General features: G+C 71.3%; 20 protein-coding genes and 1 pseudogene. 17 read left to right on the top strand and 4 right to left on the bottom strand.

What is annotated here, in order from left to right; genetic code table 11:
• Positions 1-109: 109 nt before the first annotated feature.
• Positions 110-835 carry a hypothetical protein gene (locus AB0B29_RS02490; RefSeq protein ID WP_362232878.1) on the top strand — a complete coding sequence of 242 codons (726 nt, stop codon included), beginning with the start codon at positions 110-112 and terminating at the stop codon, positions 833-835.
• Between the two features lie 182 nt (positions 836-1,017).
• On the opposite strand, the gene AB0B29_RS02495 is transcribed toward AB0B29_RS02490, so the two are convergent.
• Positions 1,018-1,599, bottom strand: coding sequence for a biotin transporter BioY (locus tag AB0B29_RS02495; protein WP_362232880.1), 582 nt, complete (start codon positions 1,597-1,599; stop codon positions 1,018-1,020).
• Positions 1,600-2,048: 449 nt separating this feature from the next.
• On the opposite strand from AB0B29_RS02495, the gene AB0B29_RS02500 reads away from it, so the two are divergent.
• From AB0B29_RS02500 to AB0B29_RS02535, 8 genes are all read left to right on the top strand, one after another.
• On the top strand, positions 2,049-3,248 hold the full coding sequence (locus tag AB0B29_RS02500) for an ROK family transcriptional regulator (protein ID WP_362232883.1): 1,200 nt from the start codon (positions 2,049-2,051) through the stop codon (positions 3,246-3,248).
• A 231-nt stretch (positions 3,249-3,479) separates the two neighbouring features.
• Positions 3,480-4,535 carry an ABC transporter substrate-binding protein gene (locus AB0B29_RS02505; RefSeq protein WP_362232885.1) on the top strand — a complete coding sequence of 352 codons (1,056 nt, stop codon included), beginning with the start codon at positions 3,480-3,482 and terminating at the stop codon, positions 4,533-4,535.
• Positions 4,532-5,395 carry an ABC transporter permease gene (locus tag AB0B29_RS02510; protein ID WP_362232887.1) on the top strand — a complete coding sequence of 288 codons (864 nt, stop codon included), beginning with the start codon at positions 4,532-4,534 and terminating at the stop codon, positions 5,393-5,395. Before AB0B29_RS02505 ends, AB0B29_RS02510 begins: the two co-directional genes overlap by 4 nt.
• The gene (locus tag AB0B29_RS02515; protein WP_362232890.1) at positions 5,371-6,105 is read left to right on the top strand and encodes an ABC transporter ATP-binding protein; all 735 of its coding nucleotides are present in this window, start codon (positions 5,371-5,373) and stop codon (positions 6,103-6,105) included. The genes AB0B29_RS02510 and AB0B29_RS02515 overlap by 25 nt, the downstream gene beginning before the upstream one ends.
• The gene (locus AB0B29_RS02520) at positions 6,102-7,442 is read left to right on the top strand and encodes an LLM class flavin-dependent oxidoreductase (RefSeq protein WP_362232893.1); all 1,341 of its coding nucleotides are present in this window, start codon (positions 6,102-6,104) and stop codon (positions 7,440-7,442) included. Before AB0B29_RS02515 ends, AB0B29_RS02520 begins: the two co-directional genes overlap by 4 nt.
• Positions 7,443-7,480: 38 nt before the next feature.
• A complete protein-coding gene (locus AB0B29_RS02525) occupies positions 7,481-8,374 on the top strand; it encodes a TauD/TfdA dioxygenase family protein (protein WP_362232895.1) in 894 nt (297 codons plus the stop codon).
• Positions 8,375-8,494: 120 nt separating this feature from the next.
• Positions 8,495-9,874: an amino acid permease gene (locus AB0B29_RS02530; protein ID WP_362232898.1), complete on the top strand. Its 1,380-nt coding sequence runs from the start codon at positions 8,495-8,497 to the stop codon at positions 9,872-9,874.
• Between the two features lie 135 nt (positions 9,875-10,009).
• On the top strand, positions 10,010-10,657 hold the full coding sequence (locus tag AB0B29_RS02535; RefSeq protein ID WP_362232901.1) for a superoxide dismutase: 648 nt from the start codon (positions 10,010-10,012) through the stop codon (positions 10,655-10,657).
• A gap of 113 nt (positions 10,658-10,770) precedes the next feature.
• Here the strand turns inward: AB0B29_RS02535 and AB0B29_RS37720 are convergent.
• The 3 genes and pseudogenes from AB0B29_RS37720 to AB0B29_RS02545 all read right to left on the bottom strand — a co-directional run.
• A pseudogene (locus tag AB0B29_RS37720) lies at positions 10,771-10,882 on the bottom strand (SAM-dependent methyltransferase); the annotation flags it as partial.
• A 22-nt stretch (positions 10,883-10,904) separates the two neighbouring features.
• Positions 10,905-11,528 (bottom strand): histidine phosphatase family protein, encoded by a 624-nt coding sequence (locus AB0B29_RS02540; protein ID WP_362232904.1) that lies wholly within the window; start codon positions 11,526-11,528, stop codon positions 10,905-10,907.
• The gene (locus AB0B29_RS02545) at positions 11,525-13,021 is read right to left on the bottom strand and encodes an FGGY-family carbohydrate kinase (RefSeq protein WP_362232907.1); all 1,497 of its coding nucleotides are present in this window, start codon (positions 13,019-13,021) and stop codon (positions 11,525-11,527) included. Before AB0B29_RS02545 ends, AB0B29_RS02540 begins: the two co-directional genes overlap by 4 nt.
• Before the next feature lie 156 nt (positions 13,022-13,177).
• On the opposite strand from AB0B29_RS02545, the gene AB0B29_RS02550 reads away from it, so the two are divergent.
• From AB0B29_RS02550 to AB0B29_RS02585, 8 genes are read left to right on the top strand one after another with little or no spacing between them, the layout of a single operon-like run.
• The gene (locus AB0B29_RS02550) at positions 13,178-14,599 is read left to right on the top strand and encodes an ABC transporter substrate-binding protein (RefSeq protein ID WP_362232910.1); all 1,422 of its coding nucleotides are present in this window, start codon (positions 13,178-13,180) and stop codon (positions 14,597-14,599) included.
• A gap of 2 nt (positions 14,600-14,601) precedes the next feature.
• Positions 14,602-15,480 (top strand): carbohydrate ABC transporter permease, encoded by an 879-nt coding sequence (locus AB0B29_RS02555; RefSeq protein WP_362232913.1) that lies wholly within the window; start codon positions 14,602-14,604, stop codon positions 15,478-15,480.
• A complete protein-coding gene (locus tag AB0B29_RS02560; protein WP_362232916.1) occupies positions 15,477-16,301 on the top strand; it encodes a carbohydrate ABC transporter permease in 825 nt (274 codons plus the stop codon). Before AB0B29_RS02555 ends, AB0B29_RS02560 begins: the two co-directional genes overlap by 4 nt.
• Positions 16,298-17,386, top strand: a complete 1,089-nt coding sequence (locus AB0B29_RS02565) for an ABC transporter ATP-binding protein (protein WP_362232919.1) — start codon at positions 16,298-16,300, stop codon at positions 17,384-17,386. Before AB0B29_RS02560 ends, AB0B29_RS02565 begins: the two co-directional genes overlap by 4 nt.
• Positions 17,383-18,210 carry a DeoR/GlpR family DNA-binding transcription regulator gene (locus AB0B29_RS02570; RefSeq protein ID WP_362232921.1) on the top strand — a complete coding sequence of 276 codons (828 nt, stop codon included), beginning with the start codon at positions 17,383-17,385 and terminating at the stop codon, positions 18,208-18,210. The genes AB0B29_RS02565 and AB0B29_RS02570 overlap by 4 nt, the downstream gene beginning before the upstream one ends.
• On the top strand, positions 18,188-19,276 hold the full coding sequence (locus tag AB0B29_RS02575; protein WP_362232923.1) for an ABC transporter ATP-binding protein: 1,089 nt from the start codon (positions 18,188-18,190) through the stop codon (positions 19,274-19,276). The genes AB0B29_RS02570 and AB0B29_RS02575 overlap by 23 nt, the downstream gene beginning before the upstream one ends.
• On the top strand, positions 19,273-20,304 hold the full coding sequence (locus tag AB0B29_RS02580) for a 2-hydroxyacid dehydrogenase (protein WP_362232925.1): 1,032 nt from the start codon (positions 19,273-19,275) through the stop codon (positions 20,302-20,304). Before AB0B29_RS02575 ends, AB0B29_RS02580 begins: the two co-directional genes overlap by 4 nt.
• 19 nt (positions 20,305-20,323) lie before the next feature.
• Positions 20,324-21,748 carry an FGGY-family carbohydrate kinase gene (locus AB0B29_RS02585; protein ID WP_362232928.1) on the top strand — a complete coding sequence of 475 codons (1,425 nt, stop codon included), beginning with the start codon at positions 20,324-20,326 and terminating at the stop codon, positions 21,746-21,748.
• Positions 21,749-21,769 lie beyond the last annotated feature (21 nt).

A 21,769-nucleotide genomic window follows, 5' to 3' on the forward strand; every position in this document is an offset into this window, starting at 1 on the left:
ACAACGGTCACACTTCGTGCCGTACCAGGATAGTGCGGGTAAATCTTGTGGTACCTCTTTCAGTGCTGCGAATTCAGGCGCAGCCCAGGGGGACGCAAGGGGGACGAACATGAGTTCTCGTCGTACGGCAGCGGTCACGGGATCGCTGGTCATGGCATCTTTCTCGGCGGTGATGATCCTTTCCGGCACGGCCCGTGCGGAGGACGACGGACCCGCAAGCAGCAAGGGGGGAAAGGTGGTTGACGCCGCCCCGGCAGGGGTGAAGCTGACCACGACGCTGCCCGGGAAGATCTCGGTCGACAACGGCTCCGAAAAGACGGCCATTACCGCCACGGTGAAGAACGAGGGGAGCAAGGACAGCGGGAAGATCAGGCTGCTGGTCGTCGGTTTCGACGGGCTTGTCCTCAAGAACGTCGAGGGGTGTTCGGCGATACCCGAGAAGGGACTTCCGGAAGGTTCGAACAGCGGATTCGCATGCCCGATCGACAATCTCGCGGCCGGTAAGTCGAAGTCGTACGCCGTCGACGCGACGTTCGACCTCGGCAAGACCGGGAAGATCTGTCTGCCCGTGCAGACGAGCGACGGGAAGAAGACGTTCTGGCAGCAGGGCCCGGTGCCGTTCGGCACGAGCAACCCGTCGCCGGACGCCCCGGCCACGCCCCTGCTGCTCGGTACCGACAACGAACCCGCGGGCCCGGGCGGCAAGGAACTCCCGAAGACCGGCCCGGCCCGCGAGCTGCTGCCGCTCGGCGCGGCCGGGGCGTGTCTGGTCGCCGCGGGCGTGGCCGGAATGTGGTGGTCGCACCGGCGCCGCCCGAGCTCCCATCAGGCCTGATCCGGCCATCTGCGAGTGAACACACGCGAGAGGCCCGCCGGGACAAGGACGTCCCGGCGGGCCTCTCGGCAACGCCTACCGTGTACAGCGCTCGGCAACGCCCGAGGTGTCGGCGCACGGCACGCCTGCAGCGTCAGGCCACGGCGTGCCCGCGGCGTCAGCCCACCGCACCCCCTGGGGTGTCAGCGCTTGTTCGCGAACTTCCAGGCCGTCGGCAGGGCGCCCATCGCCAGGGCCGCCTTCAGCGCGTCGCCGATGAGGAACGGCGTGAGGCCGGCCGCTATCGCGGCGGTGGCGGACATGCCGGTGGCGAGGGCCAGGTAGGGCACGCCGATGGCGTAGATGATCGCCTCGCCCACCAGCATCGTGCCGGCCGTGCGCAGCACCGAGCGGTCGGCGCCGCGGCGGGCCAGGGCGCCGACGACGGTGGAGGCGAGGATCATGCCGAGGATGTAGCCGAAGGAGGGGGCCACGCCCGAGGTGCCCTGCGCGAACCACGGCACACCCGCGATGCCCGCCACGGCGTACAGCGCGAGCGCGAGGAAGCCGCGGCCGGCGCCGAGAGACGTGCCGACGAGCAGCGCGGCGAAGGTCTGGCCGGTCACCGGCACCGGGGAGCCCGGCACGGGCACGGAGATCTGGGCGGCGAGGCCGGTGAGCGCGGCGCCGCCGAGCACGAGGGCCGCGTCCCGGACTCGGGAGGCAGGGAGCAGGTCGGCGAGGACCTGTCCGGTGCGGGCGGGTGTGGCGGCAGCGGTGCTCATGGGGACTCCGCGAGGGTGAGGGCGATCGGGACATCGTGACGCTATCCCAGCGCCCTCGTCCCGATCACCGTCAGCGCTCGACAAAGGCCGGGACCGGCCGTTGGTCGGCTTCACACAAAGGATGCGGGTTACAGCGAGTCAGGCGTGATGCCGGTCACGGTGATGGGGTGCCGTGAGACACGGGAGCGGGAAACCGGCCCTCTGTAGGTTTCCCCCAAAGGCGCCGGGGCGGCCGTCTCGCCCGTCGGTCGCCGTCTGGGCAGCCCGGGGCCGTTTTGCTAGCGTCGCGGACATGGTTGCCCAGGCCCGGTACTTCTCGTCGCGTCGCTACGTCGACCTGCGACGCCAGGGCACGGCCACCTGTCGCCGCCCTCGGTGAGGCGAGGCGGAGGGATCCGGCTCGCCGACCGAAACGGCGCAGTGTCGGACCGGCCTCCAGGAAGATTCCCATGCCCCGTACCGCGGCTCCCCCTCTGACGTCCCCCATCCCCCGTGTCGCCGACAGCGACCGGCGCCGCACCAGCGCGAGCGTCGTCCTGCGGTCCGTGTTGGAGCACGGGCCGGTCGCGCGCAGCACCATCGCCCGGCTGACCGGCCTGTCGCCGGCGTCGGTGACCGACTACTGTGCCCGCTTCGCCGAGTTGGGGCTCATCCGTGAGTCCGCCGAGCTGCGGCGTCCCAAGGGCGTGGGCCGGCCGCATCTGCCGGTCGATCTGGACGACTCCCGGTTCGTGGTGGGCGGCGTGCACGTGGCGGTGCCGTACACCACGGTCGCGCTGCTGGATCTGCGCGGACGGGTGGTGGCCCGCGGCGAGGTGAAGCACGTGGGCACCGAGCCCGCGCGGGTGCTGGGCCGGGCCGCGGACGCGCTGGCGGCGCTGCTCGCCGGGGCGCCCCGCAGCAGGGCGCTGGGCGTCGGGTTCGCGGCGGGCGGCTGGGTGGACCGGGACTCGGGCACCGTCGTGGAGCATCCGCTGCTGGGCTGGCGCGAGGTGCCGGTGCGGGAGGTACTCGGGGCGCGTACCGGGCTGCCGGTCCATGTGGACGGTCACGCGCGGGCGTTGGTGAACGCGGAGCGGCTGTTCGGGCGGGCGCGGGGCAGCCGCAGTGTGCTGCATCTGTTCGCGGGCAACGTGGTCGACTCGGCGTTCGCCACCCATGACGAGGTGCACCACGGACCGCGCTCACAGGCGGGGGCGATCGCCCATCTGCCGGTGCCGGGCGGCACGGAGCCCTGCGCGTGCGGCCGGGTGGGCTGCCTCCAGGTCGAGTTGAGCGAGCGGACGCTGTGCCGGCTGGCCCGGGAGGCGGGGGTCGTCGACGGGGTGAACCCGATGCACGTGGTCTCCGCCGCGGCGGCCGGTGACCCGGTGGCCGGGCGGCTGCTGCGGGAGCGGTCGCGGCGGGTGGGCCGTGCGGTCGGGCTGCTGCAGGACGTGCTCAACCCCGAGCGGGTGGTCGTGACGGAGATCGGGGCCATGCACCGGGCGGACTGTCTGGCCGCGCTGCGGGAAGAGGTCGGAGCGGATCGCGCGGCGACCGTCTCACCGATCAGTTTCACGGATTCCGTACTGGCCGTGGCCGGCGGTTCGGTCGCGCTCGACGTTCTCTACCGGGATCCGCTGGCCGCGTCACCTGAGGCTATTTAATTCAGAAACTCGGAATGTTGACAGGACGGGCTGCTGACCAGGAACATCCTGTTCATGACCCCGCTCACGAGCTGTCGCACTCTCTGTTGCTGACCCGTTGACGCGCCCAGGCGCCCGTTCACGGAGCGCCTTCTTCTTCCCCGTGTGAAATTCACGTGAATTCCCCTGCCCGGCTTTTCCTGTCCGGAATTCCGCGTGCGGTGCCGCCTTCCATACCCAGGGAGTCCTGCCATGCCCTCTCCTCCCCTGCCCGGTCTCGACCGGCGTCTGTTCCTGACCTCACTGCTCGGCGTGACGGCCGCGGCGGCCGGACTGAGCGGCTGCGCGAACAGCAGTGCCGCCGCCGAGGAGGCCTCCGACGCTCCCCTGGCCTCCAAGGTTCCCGCCGGTACGAGCCTGAAGATCGCCTCGTACCAGAACGCGCAGCAACTCCAGTTCAAGCTGGCCGGTTTCCGGGATCTGCCGTTCAAGGTGGCCGACTGGCTGAACATCGGCGCGGGCCCGGATGTCATCAACGCCTTCCGCGCGAAGTCCCTTGAGGTCGCCAACAACGCGGGCATTCCGCCGATCCAGGCGCACTACCAGGGCTTCGACGCGAAGATCGTCGCGATCAACATCACCCGGAAGCCCAATTACCTGTTCGCCACCAAGCCGGGCAGCGACATCCGTACGGTCGCCGGATTCAAGGGCAAGCGGCTCGCCTTCTCCCAGGGCCAGGCACAGGGCGTGGTCCTGCTGCGGGCGCTGAAGAAGGCCGGGCTGGCCTACGACGACGTGGAGCTGGTGCCGCTGACCAGCAACCAGTTCCTCACCGCCCTGCAGTCCGGGCAGGTGGACATCGCCCCGCTCGCCAACACCCAGGCGCCCGCGTATCTGGCGCAGTACAAGTCGGCCCGCACCATCACCACGGACGTGGTGGACCTGCTCAACCTGCTGTGGGCGCCGGTCTCGGTGCTGAACGACAAGGCGAAGGCCGCCGCGATCGCCGCGTACGTCCCGTACTGGGCGAAGAGCCAGGTGTGGACCTACGAGCACCCCGACGAGTGGAACGAGCAGTTCTACGTCGGGACGCAGAACCTGACGCTCCCCCAGGCGAAGGCCGTCACCGCCTTGGCCAACAAGCCGCTGTTCCCGCCGAGCTGGGACGAGGCCATCAGGTGGGAGCAGGAGACCGCCGATCTGCTGGCGGAGGGCGGCTTCGTGAAGAAGTTCGACGTCTCCGGGCTCTTCGACCACCGCTTCGAGTCCCTCGCGGCCAAGGCCGTGCCCGCGGAGTACCGGAGGTGACCGCCGTGACCACGACGACGCACACGACCGCCAAGGCGCCCGCGGTGCTCGCCCCGGTGGAGGGGACGCACCAGGTGCGCAGGCGCCGGCGGCTGGCTCCCGGCAGGCGGCTGCCCGCCACCCGGCTCGTCGGGCCGACGGCCGTCCTCGCGCTGTGGAGCGCCGCCTCGGCCGCCGGTCTGCTCGATCCGGGCGCGATCCCGGCCCCGTGGACGGTGCTGGAGACGGGCAGCCGGCTGTGGACCGCCGGCACCCTGCCGGACGACATCCTGACGTCGCTGCAGCGCGCGGCCACCGGTTTCTCGATCGGTCTGGCCGTGGGAATCCTGCTCGCGCTGGCGTCGGGGCTGACCCGGACCGGTGAGGCCCTGATCGACGGGACGGTCAACCTCAACCGGGCGATCCCCACCCTCGGTCTCATCCCGCTGTTCATCCTGTGGCTGGGCATCGGGGAGACCTTCAAGATCGCCATCATCGCGATCGTCGTCTACATACCGATCTACCTCAACACACACGCCGCACTGTCCGGCATCGACAGCCGCTTCGTCGAACTCGCCGAGGTACAGGGCCTGTCCAAGTACCAGTTCATCCGGCAGGTGGTCGTCCCCGGTGCCCTGCCCGGGTTCTTCGTAGGGCTGCGGCTCGGCGTCACCGGCTCCTGGCTGGGCCTGGTGGTGCTGGAGCAGATCAACGCCACCAGCGGCCTCGGCTACATGATGTTCCAGGCGCAGAACTACGGCCAGACGGACGTCATCCTCGTCGGCCTGGTCGTCTACGGCGTCTTCGGCCTCATCTCCGACAGCGCGGTCCGTCTCATGGAACGGAGGGTGCTGTCATGGCGCCGCACACTGAGCAGCTGACCCGGCCCGCCGTCCAACTGCGCGGCTTGACCCGGTCGTTCGACGGGCGCACCGTCCTGGACGGCATCGACCTCGACCTGCCCGCCGGGCAGCTGACGGCCCTGCTCGGGCACAGCGGCTCCGGCAAGAGCACCCTGCTGCGGGCGATCGCCGGGCTCGACCACGGCGTCACGGGCTCCGGGCAGCTCACGGCACCCGAGCGGGTGTCGGTGGTCTTCCAGGACTCCCGGCTGCTGCCCTGGCGGCGGGTCCTCGACAACGTGCTGCTCGGCGCGGAGGGCAAGGACGCCGGGCGCAAGGGCCGTGAGGCACTGGCAGAGGTGGGCCTGAAGGGCCGCGAGCGGGCCTGGCCGGGCCAGCTGTCCGGCGGGGAGGCCCAGCGCGCCGCCCTGGCCCGGTCACTCGTACGGGAGCCCGAACTGCTGCTGGCCGACGAGCCGTTCGGGGCGCTGGACGCGCTCACCCGGATCCGGATGCACGGTCTGCTCCGGGAACTGTGGGAGCGCCACCGGCCCTCGGTGCTGCTGGTCACCCATGACGTGGACGAGGCGATCGTGCTCGCCGACCGGGTGCTCGTCCTGGAGAAGGGCCGGATCGGCCTCGACCTCACCATCGACCGCGCGCACCCGCGGTCGTACCGCGACCCCCTGCTCGGCGAATACCGGGAGCGGCTGCTGGCCGCGCTCGGTGTCACGGAGGACCATCGATGACCCGCAGACAGCTCCACCTCAACGCGTTCCTGATGAACACCGGCCACCATGAGGCGTCGTGGCGGCTGCCGGAGAGCGACCCGTACGCGCACGTGGACCTGGCCCACTACGTACGGCTCGCCCGGATCGCCGAGCGCGGCACCTTCGACTCGCTGTTCCTCGCCGACGGCCCGCAGCTGTGGAGCAGCGTGGGCCAGCGGCCCGCCGGGGCGCTGGAGCCGATCACGCTGCTGACCGCTCTGGCCACGGCGACCGAGCACATCGGCCTGATCGCCACGGCGTCCACGTCGTACAACTCGCCGTACAACCTGGCCCGGAAGTTCGCCACGCTGGACCATCTCAGCGGTGGCCGGGCGGGCTGGAACATCGTCACGACGGCCGGTGCCGAGGCCGCCCGCAACTTCGGTCTGGACGCCGAACCGGCGCACGCCGAGCGGTACGCGCGGGCCGCCGAGTTCCTCGACGTGGCGCTGAAGCTCTGGGACAGCTGGGAGGACGACGCGATCGTCGCCGACAAGGCGGCGGGCGTGTGGGGTGACGACACGAAGATCCACCCGCCCCGGCACCAGGGCCGGTACTTCAGCGTCGAGGGAGCGCTCAACGTGCCGCGCACGCCCCAGGGTTACCCCCTGCTCGTGCAGGCCGGCTCCTCCGAGGACGGCAAGCGGTTCGCCGCGCGGTACGCGGAGGCCGTCTTCACCGCCCAGCAGACCATCGAGGACGCGCGGGCCTTCTACGCCGACCTCAAGTCCCGGACCGTCGCGGCCGGCCGGGACGCCGAGCACATCAAGGTGCTGCCGGGCATCGTCCCGGTGATCGGCTCGACGGAGGCCGAAGCGCGGGCGAACGAGCAGGTTCTGGAGGACCACATCGTGCACGCGCACGGCGTGGACCGCCTGGAGCGGCTGCTGCAACTCGCCCCCGGCAGCTTGGAGCTGGACGGCCCGCTGCCCGCCGACCTGCCGCCGGAGAGCGCCATCGAGGGCGCCAAGAGCCGCTACACGCTCGTCGTCGAGCTGGCCCGGCGTGACCGGCTCACCGTGCGCCAGCTGATCGGGCGGCTCGGCGGCGGCCGCGGGCACCTCACCTTCGCCGGAACGCCCGAGCAGGTCGCCGACACCATCGAGCTGTGGTTCGAGTCGGGCGCCGCGGACGGCTTCAACATCATGCCCGCGGTGCTGCCGTCCGGCCTGGAGGCCTTCGTCGACCACGTCGTCCCGATCCTGCGCGCCCGCGGACTGCTCCGCACCGAGTACGGCAGTGCCCGCCGCACCCTGCGGGAGCGCTACGGCCTCCCGCGCCCCGCCAACCAGCACGTCGCCCCCGCCCTCGTCTGATCCCCTTCGTGATCACCCTCTTCCGGAAGGAACCCGTCATGGCCATCGAGATCCACAAGGTCACCGCGAACATCGGCGCCCGTGTCGAGGGCGTCGACATCACCAAGCCCCTCGATCGGGAGACCTCCACCGCCCTGCGGGACGCGCTCAACGCCCACAAGGCCCTGGTCTTCGACGCGGAGGGCCTGGACGACGCGGGCCAGCAGGCCTTCGCCCGCCACTTCGGCGACATCACCACCGCCCATCCGACGGTGTCGGCCGTGGACGGCGCCCCGAACGTGCTGCCCGTCGACAGCGAGCGGGGCCGGGCCGCCAACCACTGGCACACCGACGTGACCTTCGTCCTCAACCCGCCGCAGGCCAGCACCCTGCGCAGCATCACGATCCCCCCGTACGGCGGCGAGACGCTGATCGCCAGCTCGGCCGCCGCCTACCGCAATCTGCCCGAGTCGCTGCGCAGCCTCGCCGACGGCCTGTGGGCCGAGCACACCAACGACTACGACTACGCCGTTGCGGAGGAGGACGTCGACGAGGAGCAGGCCGCCCGGCGCGCCCAGTTCACCTCGATCAGGTACCGCACGGTCCACCCGGTGGTCCGCGTCCATCCGCTGACGGGTGAGCGCGGGCTGTTCATCGGCGGTTTCGCCCAGCGGATCGTGGGCCTGTCGGCGGGCGAGTCGCGCAAGATCCTCGACCTGCTCCAGGCGTACGTCACCCGGCCCGAGAACGTCCTGCGCCACCGCTGGTCGCCGAACCAGCTCGTCCTGTTCGACAACCGCATCACCCAGCACTACGCGATCGACAACTACGACGGCCTGCCGCGCCGCCTGCACCGTGTCACGGTCGCGGGGGACATCCCCGTCGGGATCGAGGGTAAGGAGAGCTACGTCATCGAGGGCGACGCCTCGCACTACACACCGGTCGCCGCCTAGCCACACAGAGCGACGCGACCGTCCACATGGTGGGATGCCTCTCCGTCCGGCGGAGAGGCATCCGAGACTGGCGGCGTTTTTGCCCTCGCACGCCTCTCACGCATAGGACGAGTCGCGCCCATGCCCAGCACCACCACCGGGACGCCGCCCAGCGCGGACGACGTCTCCCTCTCCCACGGCCTGAAGCAGCGCCACCTGTCGATGATCGCCCTCGGCGGGGTGATCGGGGCCGGTCTGTTCGTCGGCTCCGGCGCCGGTATCGCCGCGGCCGGTCCGTCGATCGTGGTCGCCTACGCCCTCTCCGGTGCCCTCGTGATGCTGGTGATGCGGATGCTCGGCGAGATGTCGGCCGCGTATCCCTCGTCGGGGTCGTTCTCCGCACACGCCGAGCGCGCGATCGGCCCCTGGGCGGGGTTCACCGCCGGCTGGTCCTTCTGGGTGCTGCTCTGCACGGCCGTCGGCCTGGAGGGCATCGGCGCCGCGAAGATCGTCACCGGCTGGCTGCCGGGCACGCCCGAGTGGGCGTGGGTGGCGCTGTTCATGGTCGTCTTCTGCGGCACGAACCTCGCGGCCGTGAAGAACTTCGGCGAGTTCGAGTTCTGGTTCGCGGCGCTGAAGGTCGGGGCCATCACCCTGTTCCTGGTGCTCGGCGTCCTGGCGATCGCGGGCGTCCTGCCCGGCACGGACTCCCCCGGCGCGAGCCACCTCACCGACTTCCTGCCGAACGGCGGTGAGGGCCTGGTCATCGGGCTGCTCGCCTCGGTCTTCGCCTACGGCGGCCTGGAGACGGTCACCATCGCGGCCGCCGAGTCGGAGAACCCCGTCAAGGGCGTCGCCAGCGCGGTCCGCACGGCGATGTGGCGCATCGCGCTGTTCTACATCGGCTCGATGGCCGTCATCGTCACGCTCGTCCCCTGGGACTCCAAGGCGGTCGTCGAGAAGGGCCCGTACGTCGCCGCCCTCGACGAACTCGGCATCCCGGGCGCCGGGCAGCTGATGAACGTGGTCGTCCTGGTGGCCCTGCTGTCCGCCATGAACGCCAACGTCTACGGCGCCTCCCGCATCGCCTACTCGCTGGTGGAGCGCGGCCAGGGCCCGAAGGGGCTGGGCCGGGTCTCGGGCGGGGTGCCGCGGATCGCCGTGCTGGCGTCCTCGGTGTTCGGTTTCCTGTGCGTGCTGCTGAGCTACTGGCGGCCGAACGACGTGTTCCCCTGGCTGCTGAACATGATCGGCGCGGTGATCCTGGTCGTCTGGATCTTCATCGCCGTCTCGCAGCTGCGCCTGCGCCGCCGCCTGGAGCGCGAGGCACCCGAGAAGCTGGCCGTGCGCATGTGGGCGTTCCCGTGGCTGACCTGGGTCGCCCTGGCCGGCATGGCCGCGGTCTTCGTCCTGATGGCCCGGGAGCCGGACACGCGGGTACAGCTGTACTCGACGGGCGGGATGGTCCTGTTCCTGGCCGCGGTCGGATACGCGTGGCAGAAGGCCCGCGCCAAGCGGTAAGGAAGCCCACCGCCGAAGGCCCCCGCGACACACGCGGGGGCCTTTCGTGTGCCCGGGCCACCCACAGGATCCCTTCTGCTGCTAGCGTGCAGTTGCAAGGCTGTTGCAATAAGAGGTCCGGAGGGGATCCCGCCCATGCCCGTCTACACGCTGCCTGAACTGCCCTACGACTACTCCGCGCTCGCCCCCGTGATCAGCCCCGAGATCATCGAGCTGCACCACGACAAGCACCACGCCGCCTATGTGAAGGGCGCCAACGACACGCTGGAGCAGCTCGCCGAGGCGCGGGACAAGGAGACGTGGGGGTCGATCAACGGGCTGGAGAAGAACCTGGCCTTCCACCTGTCCGGGCACATCCTGCACAGCATCTACTGGCAGAACATGACCGGCCCCAAGGACGGCGGCGGTGAGCCGCTGGCGCAGGACGGGGTGGGTGAACTGGCCGACGCGATCACCGAGTCCTTCGGGTCCTTCGCCGCCTTCAAGGCCCAGCTGACCAAGGCGTCCGCGACCACGCAGGGTTCGGGCTGGGGCGTGCTCGCCTACGAGCCGCTGAGCGGGCGGCTGATCGTGGAGCAGGTCTACGACCACCAGGGCAACGTCGGCCAGGGCGCCACCCCCCTCCTCGTCTTCGACGCCTGGGAGCACGCCTTCTACCTGCAGTACAAGAACCAGAAGGTCGACTTCATCGAGGCGATGTGGCGGGTCGTCAACTGGCAGGACGTGGCTCGGCGTTACGAGGCTGCCAAGTCCCGGGCGGACGTGCTGCTGCTGGCCCCCTGAGGCCGTGAGCGTCCTGCCTCGTGATCGTCTTCTCACCTTTCACGCACGGCAGGCGGAAGAAGGAGACCCCCGCGAGGACAGGACTCGCGGGGGTCTTCCCGTGCCCGGTGGGCTCAGGGCTTGCGGCCCAGGCCGCCGTGCCGGCCGATCGGGCCCGTGGGGGCACCCGGCTCGGGGCCACAGCGGCACCGAGACCACGCCCGGCTCCACCAGCTCCAGGCCCTCGCTGCGTCATGTGCCCATGGTGCTACGGCCTTTCGGCCTCGCACGGCACATTGAGTGAGAGGAGTGCGGCGGAACCGTCGGGGTTCATGCGCAGTTCGCTGATCGCGGCGTTCCGCAACCGCGGGAGCACTCTGCGGTACTCGCTCACCGGGATCGACAGCAGGGTGCACAGCACCAGCCGCAGCAGGGTGTTGTGGGCGACGACCAGGACGCGTTCGCCGGGGTGGGCGGCGGTGATGTCCCGCAGGGCCCGCACGCCGCGGGCCGCCGCGGCGTGCGGGTCCTCGGCGCCGGGGAAGGAGTGCTCCACCGGGTCGGCCCGGTAGGCCGCGGCCCACTCGGGGTCCTCGGCCTCGAACTCGGCGAGCGTACGGCCTTCGAGGATCCCGAAGTCGCATTCACGCAGGTGGGGTTCGCTCTGGGCGGTGAGGCCGAGGGCACGGCAGGCGGGCTCGGCGGTGGCGACGGCCCGGGACAGCGGAGACGTCCAGATCGCGTCGACGGGGTGGGCGGCGGCCCAGCGGCCGAGGGCGTCGGCCTGGGCGCGGCCGGTGTCGGTGAGGTCGATGTCGCTGATGCCGGCGTAGCGGTTCTCGGCGTGCCAGACGGTCTGTCCGTGACGGACCAGCAGGAGGGTCGTACTCATGAGGCGGAAGTATCCCGGTTCAGCCGGCTGTGCGCGTGCGCGGCGAGCGGGGCGGGCAGCCAGCCGCGGTCCCGCAGGGCGTCGACGAGACGCGCGTACGGCTCCGCGAAGACCGCGGTGCGGCCGGGGCGGGGCTCCACGACGGTCCGGACGCGGACCATGCGTTCGGTGACGTCCGCGAGTGCGCCGGACCCCGACGCCCCGTACGCGGCCAGCGCGGCCATGCCCAGGGCCGGTTCGGTCTGCTCGGGGACGTGGGCCGGGCGGCCCAGGATGTCGGCGCGCAGCTGGTTCCAGTAGCGGCTGCGGGCGCCGCCGCCGGTGAAGGTGAGCGGGCCGTCCAGGGGGGCGCCGAGGTGGTGCAGGTAGTCCAGGCACAGGCGTTCGGTGAAGCCGACGCCCTGGAGCAGCGCGGCCCACAGGTCGGCGTCCTCCGCGGGGGCGCCCAGGACGAACGGGGACGCCTGGGGTGCCCGGAACGGGAACCGCTCCCCCGGCGAGACGAGGGGGTAGGCGATCACGCTCGACGGCTCGAACGCCATGGCCGGTGGGTCCATCCGGGCCGGGTCGGCCTCCGGGAAGTGCGCGGCGAGCGCCCCGGCCCCGACGCTCGACGCCCCGCCGGGAAGCCAGGTGCCGTCGGGGGCGCGGTGGTTGTAGACCACGCCGGTGGGGTCGCGGACCGGGTCGCGGGCGGCGCCCTTCAGCACGAGCGTGGTGCCGAGGACGGAGTTCCAGGAGCCGGGCCGCAGGGCGCCGGACGCGATCTGGGCGGCGCAGCCGTCGGTCATCCCCGCGAAGACCGGGGTGCCGGCGGGGATGCCGGTGGCGTCGGCGGCGCCCGGGCCGACCTCGCCGAGGCGCGTCCCCGGGCGGACGACGTCCGGGAACAGCTCGTCGGGGACGCCCAGTTCGGCCAGGGCGGTCTCCGGCCAGCGGTCGCCCTCCAGGTCGTAGCCCGTCTTCAGGGCATGGCTGGAGTCGGCCGGGGGCGGCTCGCCGGTGAGCCGGGAGACGACCAGGTCGGGCTGGTGCATCAGGCGCAGCGAGGTTCCGCCGTACTCGTCCAGCAGCCACAGCGCCTTCGGCAGCGCCCAGGTGTCCTGGACCGCGAGTCCCGCCTCCCTGGCCCGCGCGGCCTGGGTCTTCGCCCGGCCGTCGTCGTACATCAGTGCGGGGCCGAGCGGACGGCCCGAGCCGTCCGTCAGCAGGACCGTGCCGGACGTGCCGCACACCGCGAGTCCGCCGATCGGCAGGCCCGGGGGCGCGGAGCGCAGGGCCTGCCGGGACGCCTCACACAGTGCCGCCCACCAGAGCAGCGGGTCCTGCTCGTGCCGCACGCCGTCCCGGCGCCCCGTCAGCGGGGCCGAGCCGCTGCCCAGGACCGTGCCGTCGGCGGTGACGAGCAGCACGCGGACGCTCTGCGTGCCCAGGTCCACGCCGAGCCAGGCCGCACCCGGGCCGTCGCCGTCGCCCGCACCGTCGTTCACCATCCGGAACCTCCCACGCCGTCGCAGCCGGATCTGTGAACTTCTCACTGTGCCCCGATATTTTCCCGTGCGCGAGGGATTGACGCCCAACTTCAGCCGTTCCACCCTCTGTTAACGAGTCGACTCGACGTGTTAACCAGGCTCCACGCGGAGGTACGGATGGACACGCACGTGCACGACCGCCGACGCTTCCTCGCCCTCGCCGCCGGGGCGGCGGCGACCCCCTTACTCGCGGCCTGCGGCGCCGGTTTCGGCGGGAACGACGACAAGAGCGACGGCTCGGCGGCGGACGACGTCACCGGTTCCTTCGACTGGAAGCGGGAGAAGGGCACCACCGTCAAGGCCCTGCTCAACAAACACCCGTACACGGACGCCCTCATAGCCGACCTGAAGTCGTTCACCGCGAAGACGGGCATCGAGGTCGAGTACGACGTCTTCCCCGAGGACAACTACTTCGACAAGCTCACCGTGGACCTGTCCAGCGGGCGTGCCTCCTACGACGTCTTCATGCTCGGCGCGTACATGGTGTGGCAGTACGGGCCGCCGGGCTGGTTGGAGGACCTCGGGCCCTGGATGCGCAACTCCTCCGCGACGGGCGCCGAATGGGACCAGGCGGACTTCTTCCCGAACCTGCTCCGGGCCGACCAGTGGTCCCTGAAGGCGGGCGCGCCGCTCGGCCAGGGCGGGCAGTACGCGCTGCCGTGGGGCTGGGAGACGAACGTCGTCGCCTACAACACCGAGCTGTTCGGGAAGCTGGGGGTGAAGCCCGCCGAGACCTTCGAGGAGCTGGCCGAACTCGCCGGGACCATCAAGCGCAAGGCGCCGGGGGCCGGTTTCGACGGCATGTACGGCATCGCCGTACGCGGCTCGCGGAGCTGGGCCACCATCCACCCCGGCTTCATGACGATGTACGCCCGCAACGGGCTGAAGGACTTCACGGTCGACGGCGGGAAGCTCACCCCCGCCATGAACAGCCCCGAGGCCGTCGCCTTCACCGAGGACTGGGCCCGCATGGTCAAGCGGGGCGGGCCGCCGTCCTGGACGTCGTACACCTGGTACCAGTGCTCCAGCGACCTCGGAGCGAAGAAGGCCGGGATGCTGTTCGATGCCGACACGGCCGCCTACTTCCAGGCGGTGAAGGGTGCGAGCCCCGCCTCCGGGAAGATCGCCTTCCACCCCGGGCCGAAGGGCCCGGACGGGTCGCTGGCCACCAACATGTGGATCTGGTCGCTCGGAATGAACGCCAAGAGCAAGAAGAAGAGCGCCGGTTGGCTGTTCCTGCAGTGGGCGACCGGCAAGGAGCACCTGCGCAAGGGCGCGATCACGCACAACCACATCGACCCGGTGCGCAAGTCGGTCGCGAACGACGCCGCGTACAAGGACAAGATGCGGCACCTGCCGGGCTTCCTGGAGACCTTCGAGACGGTCGTCGACCGGACGAAGATCCAGTTCACCCCGCAGGCGCAGTTCTTCGACGCGACGACCAGCTGGGCGGCGGCCCTCCAGGAGATCTACGGCGGCAAGGGCGCGAAGTCCGTCCTGGACGGGCTGGCGGACGATCTCGCCGGCAAGGTGGGCTAGCCATGCGGCTCGCGCTGCGGCCGTACCTCCTGATCGTCCCGGCACTGCTGCTGACCTGCGGGATCCTCTACCCGTTCGGGCTCGGGCTGTACTACACGCTGTTCGACTTCTCGGCGAGCAAGCCGCAGCCGGACATGGTGCGCTTCCAGAACTACACGACCGTCTTCACCCAGGAGGCGTTCTGGAGCTCAGCGTGGGTGACGGTGCTGTACGCGATCGGGGCGGCCCTGACGGAGACCGTGCTCGGCGTGGCCGTCGCCCTGCTGCTGCACCGCTCGTCCCTGCTGGGCCGGGTCCTGGAGAAGATCCTGATCCTGCCGCTGATGATCGCCCCGGTGATCGCGGCGATCATCTGGAAGCTGATGCTCCAGCCGTCGGTCGGGGTCGTCAACCATCTGCTCAAGCCCTTCGGCCTGGGCGGGGTGCAGTGGACGGACACCCCGACGGGCGCACTGCTGTCGTCGATCGCCGTGGACGTGTGGGTCTACACGCCGTTCGTGGCGATCCTCGCCCTGGCCGGTCTGCGGTCGCTGCCCGCCTCCCCGTTCGAGGCGGCGGCCGTGGACGGCGCGGGGTGGTGGTACACCTTCCGGCGGCTGACCCTGCCGATGCTGTGGCCGTACGTCCTGGTCGCGGTGATCTTCCGGTTCATGGACTCGCTGAAGGTGTTCGACATCATCTACGCCCTGACCGAGGGCGGGCCGGGTGACTCGACCGTCGTCCTGCAGATCCGGGCGTATCTCGAAGCCATCCGCTTCCAGCGCTACTCCTTCGGCATCAGCTACACGATCGTGCTGTGGGCGGTGGTGTACCTGGCCGCGATGGTGCTGGTGAAGCACCTGGGGAAGATCCAGCGGAAGGCCGCGGAGGTCACCACATGAACAAACGCGTCCTGGGGTGGCTGGGCGATGCCGCCCTGATCCTCTACTTCGTCTTCGCGCTGTTCCCGATCGCCTGGATGGTGATCCTGTCGCTGAAGCCGGCCGACCAGCTCTTCTCCACGTACTTCTCCTTCTCCCCCACCCTCGACGGCTACCGGACGGTCCTCGGCGACAGCGAGGGCATCCCGTTCGTGCGGTTCTTCGTCAACAGCCTGGTGGTGTCGGTGGGGGCGGTCGCGCTGTCGCTGGTGGTCGGGCTGCCGGCGGCGTACGCCTCGGCGCGGTGGCGGTTCAAGGGCTCCGAGAACCTGATGTTCACCCTGCTGTCGTTCCGCTTCGCGCCCGAACTGACGGTGATCATCCCGCTGTTCGTGCTGTACCAGAAGCTCGGGTTGTTCGACACGTACGTCGGCATGGTGTGGGTGCTGCAACTCGTCACGCTGCCGCTGGTCGTGTGGATCATGCGTTCCTACTTCGCCGATCTGACGCCGGAGCTGGAACAGGCGGCCCTGCTGGACGGCTACACCCGCAAGCAGGCGTTCTTCAAGGTGGCGCTGCCGCTGGTCAAGCCGGGCATCGCGGCCGTGTCGCTGCTGGCGTTCATCTTCGCCTGGAACAACTTCGTCTTCCCGCTGATCCTCACCTCCAACGAGGCCCAGACGGTGACCGTGGGCGCCCTGTCGTTCCTCGGCGGCGACCGGCCCAAGTACAACCTCACGGCCGCCGCCGCGCTCGTCTCCGTCGTACCGCCCCTGCTGCTGGCGCTGACGATCCAGCGGTATCTGGTGCGGGGACTGTCGTTCGGGGCGGTGAAGTCTTGATCCGGCTGAGCGGGATACGCAAGGCGTACGGGAGGACCCAGGCGCTCGACGGGCTCGAACTGGACGTGCGGGAGGGCGAGTTCTTCTGTCTGCTGGGCCCGTCGGGCGCGGGCAAGACCACGACCTTGAAGACCGTCGCCGGGCTCGAGCAGCCCGACGCCGGGACGGTCCTGCTCGACGGCGAGGACATGCGGGGCGTGGAGCCCTACGACCGGGGCGTGGCGATGTGCTTCGAGAGCTACGCCCTCTACCCGCACCGCTCGGCCTACGACAACCTGGCCTCGCCGCTGCGCTCGCCCCGGCACCGGCTGCCCGCCGCCGAGGCCCGGCAGCGGATCGGCGCCGTCGCCGAACTGCTGGGCGTCTCCGGGCTGCTGGACCGGTCCGTCGGACAGCTGTCCAACGGCCAGCGGCAGCGCGTCGCCCTCGGCCGGGTCCTGGTCCGCCCGGCCCGGGCCTTCCTGCTCGACGAGCCGCTGTCCCACCTGGACGCCAAGCTCCGTCAGCAGATGCGGGCCGAGCTGAAGGCGATCGGGGCCGTGCAGCACACCACCACCCTCTACGTCACCCACGACTCCGTCGAGGCACTCGCGCTCGGCGACCGGATCGGGGTCATCCGTCAGGGCCGGATCGTGCAGACGGGCACCCGGGAGCAGATCTGGTACGAGCCGTACGACACGGAGGTCGCCCGGGCCTTCGGCCGCCCCCGGATCAATCTGCTGCCCGGCGTGGCGACGGAGAGCGGCGTACGCGCGGACGGCGGGGTCGAGCTGCCGGTCCGCGCACAGGCGGCCCCCGGCACGGACGTCCTGGTCGGTCTGCGGCCCCGGGACATCGCCCTGCACGGCGAGGGCCACGAAGTGACCGGGACCGTGTACGTCACCGAGGTGCTCGGCCGGTCCGTCGAGGTCACCGTCCGGCTCGGGACCGGGGAGCAGCGGGTGTCGCTGGTGGCCCCCCGGGCCGACGCGGCGCGCCTTCGTACCGACGATCCGGTACGGCTCGTGGTCCGGCCTGAGAACCTGCTGCTGTTCGAGGCCGACCGGCCGGAGCGACCGGGACGACGGATAGAGACACAGCCATGAGCAGCAACAGCAGTGGTGGACAGCAGGGGCCCGCGGCACGCCAGGCCGCCATGGCGGAGCAGGTGCTCGCCGACGGCTCGGCGACGGCGGCGGAGCTCGCCGAGCGGTTCGGGGTGAGCCTGATGACCATCCACCGGGACCTCGACGAACTCGAACGGCAGGGCATCGTGAGGAAGTTCCGGGGCGGGGTGACCGCGCAGCCGTCGGGTGTCTTCGAGTCGAACGTGCAGTACCGGCTGAAGACCATGCGGGCCGAGAAGGCGGCCGTCGCCGAGCACGCGCTGGGCATGGTGGAGCCGGGGATGGCGATCCTGCTGGACGACTCCACGTCCACGCTGGAGATAGCCAGACGGCTGCGCACGGCCGAGGTCACGCCGCTGACGGTCGTGACCAACTTCCTGGAGGCCATCAACCTCCTGTCCGACCAGCGGGGCATCCATCTGATGGCGCTCGGCGGCGATTACGACCCGCTGCACTCCTCGTTCCTCGGGGTGTCCTGCGTGGAGGCGGTCCAGCAACTGCGGGTGGACGTGTGCTTCGCGTCGACGTCGGCCGTGCACGGGGGGTACGCCTACCACCAGGAGCAGCACATCGTGTCCGTGAAGCGGGCGATGCTCGACGCGGCGGCACGCAACGTCCTGCTGATCGACCACACCAAGCTCGGCCGGGTCGCCCTGCACCGGGTCGTCCCGCTGTCCCGCTTCGACACGGTCCTCGTGGACGACGGGGCGACACCGGAGGCATTGCGGGATCTGGACGAGCACAAGGTCCGGTACGAGGTTTGCGGCATGAAGGGCGGCCATGACGGGACTGGAACTACGTGAGCTGAGGAAGACCTACCGGTCGCGGGGACGGCCGGGCGTGGACGCCGTCCGCGGGATCGACCTGAACCTGCGGTCCGGGGAGCTGCTCGGGCTGCTCGGGCCGTCAGGGTGCGGCAAGTCGACCACGTTACGGATGATCGCCGGTCTGGAGTCCGTCACCGGCGGGGACATCCTCGTCGGCGGCGCGTCGGTCGTGCAACGGCCCGCGCAGGAGCGGAACATCGGGGTGGCGTTCGAGAACTACGCGCTGTATCCGCCGCTGTCGGTCGCGGAGAACCTGGCGTTCGGCCTGAAGGCCCGGCGCAGGGCCGCCCGGGGTTCCAGGGGGGACGTCGAGCGCAGGGTGAAGGAGATCGCCGAGCGGGTCGGTCTGACCGACCTCCTCGGTGCCCGCCCGGCCGGCCTCTCCAGCGGCCAGAAGCAGCGGGTGTCGCTGGCCCGGGCCCTGATCCGCGAACCGGACGTGCTGCTCCTCGACGAACCCCTCTCCCACCTGGACGCGGCCCAGCGCGACACCACCCGCCGGGAACTCAAACGCATCCAGAAGGACCTGGGCCACACCACGATCCTGGTCACCCACGACCAGGAGGAGGCCCTCTCCCTCGCCGACCGGATCGCCGTGATGAAGGACGGCGTCATCCAGCAGCTCGGCACCCCCTACGAGATCTACGACAGCCCGGCCAACGTGTTCGTCGCGGACTTCGTCGGCGAACCGGCGATCACCCTGCTGCCCGGTATCTCCGGCGGGGACGGGCACGCCCGCCTCTCCGACTCCGTGCGCATCGCGCTGCCGGTGCCGGTGGACCGGGGCCGGGAGGTGGTGGTCGGGATCCGTCCCGAGGACGTCCGGCTCACCGCCGAGGGCGGACTGCCCGCCCGGGTCGTCGCCCACGAGCCGCTCCTGGAGTCGGGCCTGGCGACCCTCGCCCTGGACGGGGTCGAACGGCATCTCGTCGTCCTCACCGACCCCGAGGTGCGGCTCGCCCACGACGAGCGGGTCCGGGTCGCCGCCGATCTCGAGCACACCCATGTCTTCGACGCCGAGACAGGAGCCGCACTGCGATGACCGAACGGAACAGCGTGCGTGTCGTGGCCGCCGGTGACCACTTCGTCCTGCCGTCGCTCATCGCGCGGGCGGTGGAGCACGAGGTGGGGCGGGCCGACGTGAGGGAACTGCGGCTCGGCTGGCCCCTGGAGCCGTTCGGGCCGGTCGCCGAGGTGCAGGAGGCCAGTGACGCCGAGGAGGCGATGATCGAGGCGCTGGCCGGGGCGGAGGTCCTGGTCACGCAGATGGGTCCGGTCACCGGGAAGGTCCTCGCCGCCTGCCCGGAGCTGAGGCTGGTCGTGGTCTGTCGGGGCGGGCCGGTCAACGTCAACCTGGACGCGGCCAGGAACCATGACGTGCGGGTGTGCTTCGCGCCGGGCCGCAACGCCGCCGCCACCGCCGAGTTCACCGTCGGCATGATGCTGGCGGCCCTGCGCCGCATCCCCCACGCCCACGAACCGCTCGCCCGGCGGGGCAGCTGGGAGGGGGCGACGTACTACACGTACGAGCAGAGCGGACTGGAGCTGGAGGACCTGCCCGTCGGGCTGGTCGGGTACGGGGCCGTCGGCAGCCGGGTCGCGCGCGTGCTGTGCGCGTTCGGGGCGCGGGTGATGGTGCACGACCCGTATGTGCACGGCGAGATCCACGGTCTGCGCGTCAGCTCGCTCGACGACCTCCTGCGCCGCTCCCAGGTGATCACCCTGCACGCCCGGCTCACCCCCGAGACCCGGGGGCTGATCGGCGCCCGGGAGCTGGGGCTGCTGCCGTCCGGCGCGGTGGTGGTGAACGTGGCCCGGGGCCCGCTGCTGGACGAGGGCGCGTTGTGCGACGCGCTGGAGAGCGGGCGGGTGTCGGCGGCGGCGCTGGACACCTACGAGCGGGAGCCGCTGCCGGCGGAGTCCCGGCTGCTGGGACTCGCCGACCGCGTGGTCCTCACCCCCCACCTGGGCGGGGCGTCACGGGCCGTCGCGGAGAAGGCCGCCCGGATCGCCGCCGAAGAGGTGGGCCGCTGGGTGCGCGGGGAGCCGCTCGCGCACTGTCTGACCTGAGGGCCGGGAGGAGAGCCGCATGTACGTCGGTATCGATGTGGGCACGTCCATGGTCAAGGCGGCGGCCTTCGACGCCACGGGCCGCCAACTGGCCGTGGAATCCCGGCCGGTGGCCCTGGACCTGCGCGGCGGGGTCGTCGAGCAGGACATGGAGGAGGTGTACGGGGCGGTCGTCGCGGTGCTGGAGGCGCTGACCTCCGCCGTGGACGAGCCCGTGGAGCTGGCCGGGCTCACCGGGCAGGGCGACGGGGTGTGGCTGGTCGACGGCGAGGGCCGGCCGGTGCGTCCCGCCGCCTCCTGGATGGACGGGCGGGCGCACGAACTGGTCGACGGCTGGCTGGCGGACGGCACGTTCGAGTCGGTGTTCCGGCGCACGGGCAGCGCGATGTTCCCCGGCTGCCCGGGGCCGCTGCTGGCCTGGCTGGACCACCACGAACCGAAGGCGCTGGACCCCGCGAAGGCGGCCCTGTACTGCAAGGACATGGTGTTCCAGCGGCTGACGGGGGCCGCGGCGACGACGGATGTGTCGGACGCGTCGATGCCGTTCCTCGACCCGCGGACCAGGACGTACGACAACCGGGTCGTCGAGATGCTGGGGCTCGCGCACCGCCGGGGCCTGCTCGCCCCGGTCAGCGACCCGGTCGCGACCGCGAAGGCACGGGGCGAGGGACTGCCGTCGGGGACACGCATCGCGAACGGGCCGTACGATCTGCCGGCCTGCGCGCTGGGCGCCGGGGTGACGTCCCCGGGGGACGGGCTGCTGATCGTCGGCACCTGTCTGGCCAGTCTGGTCGCCACCACCGAGCTCGACCTGACCGGCGAGCCGGCCGGTCTGTACATCTCCACCGACCGGCCCGGGCACTGGCTGCGCGCCATGCCCGCCATGGTCGGCACGGCGGCGCTGGACTGGGTGCTGTCGACGACCGGAGTGCGGCACGACGAGGTGGACGGCCTGCTGGCCGGGACCCCGCCCGGGGCGCACGGCGTGCGGGTGCTGCCGTACTTCGCGCCCTCCGGCGAACGCGCCCCCTTCGTGGAACCGCGGCTGCGCGCCGAACTCACGGGCGTCTGCCTGGAGTCGACCCGGGGCGATCTGGTCCGCGCCACCTGCGAGGGCATCGGGTACGCGGCCCGGCACTGCCTGGAGGCGGCGGGCCTCACCGGGAACCTGGCGGTCTGCGGCGGCGGCACCCGCAGCTCCGCCTGGATGCGGCTGCTGGCCGACGTGCTCGGCCGGCCGCTGCGGGTCGTCGAGGGCGAGGTGGGCGCACGGGGCGCGGTCCTGGCGGCCGCCGAGCGGTACGGGGTCGGGTTGGACACGCAGGCGTGGACGGCACCGACGGCGGTCGTCGAGCCGGACCCGGAGCGGGCCGCGTTCTACGCGAGCGGTTACGAGGAGCACCTGGACCGGCTGGCCGGTGCCCGGGCCCGGGCACGTCAGTGAACCCGGCATCGACGAAAGGGA

Origin of the sequence: Streptomyces tibetensis (assembly GCF_040647715.1) — a bacterium.
GTDB lineage: Bacteria > Actinomycetota > Actinomycetes > Streptomycetales > Streptomycetaceae > Streptomyces > Streptomyces tibetensis_A.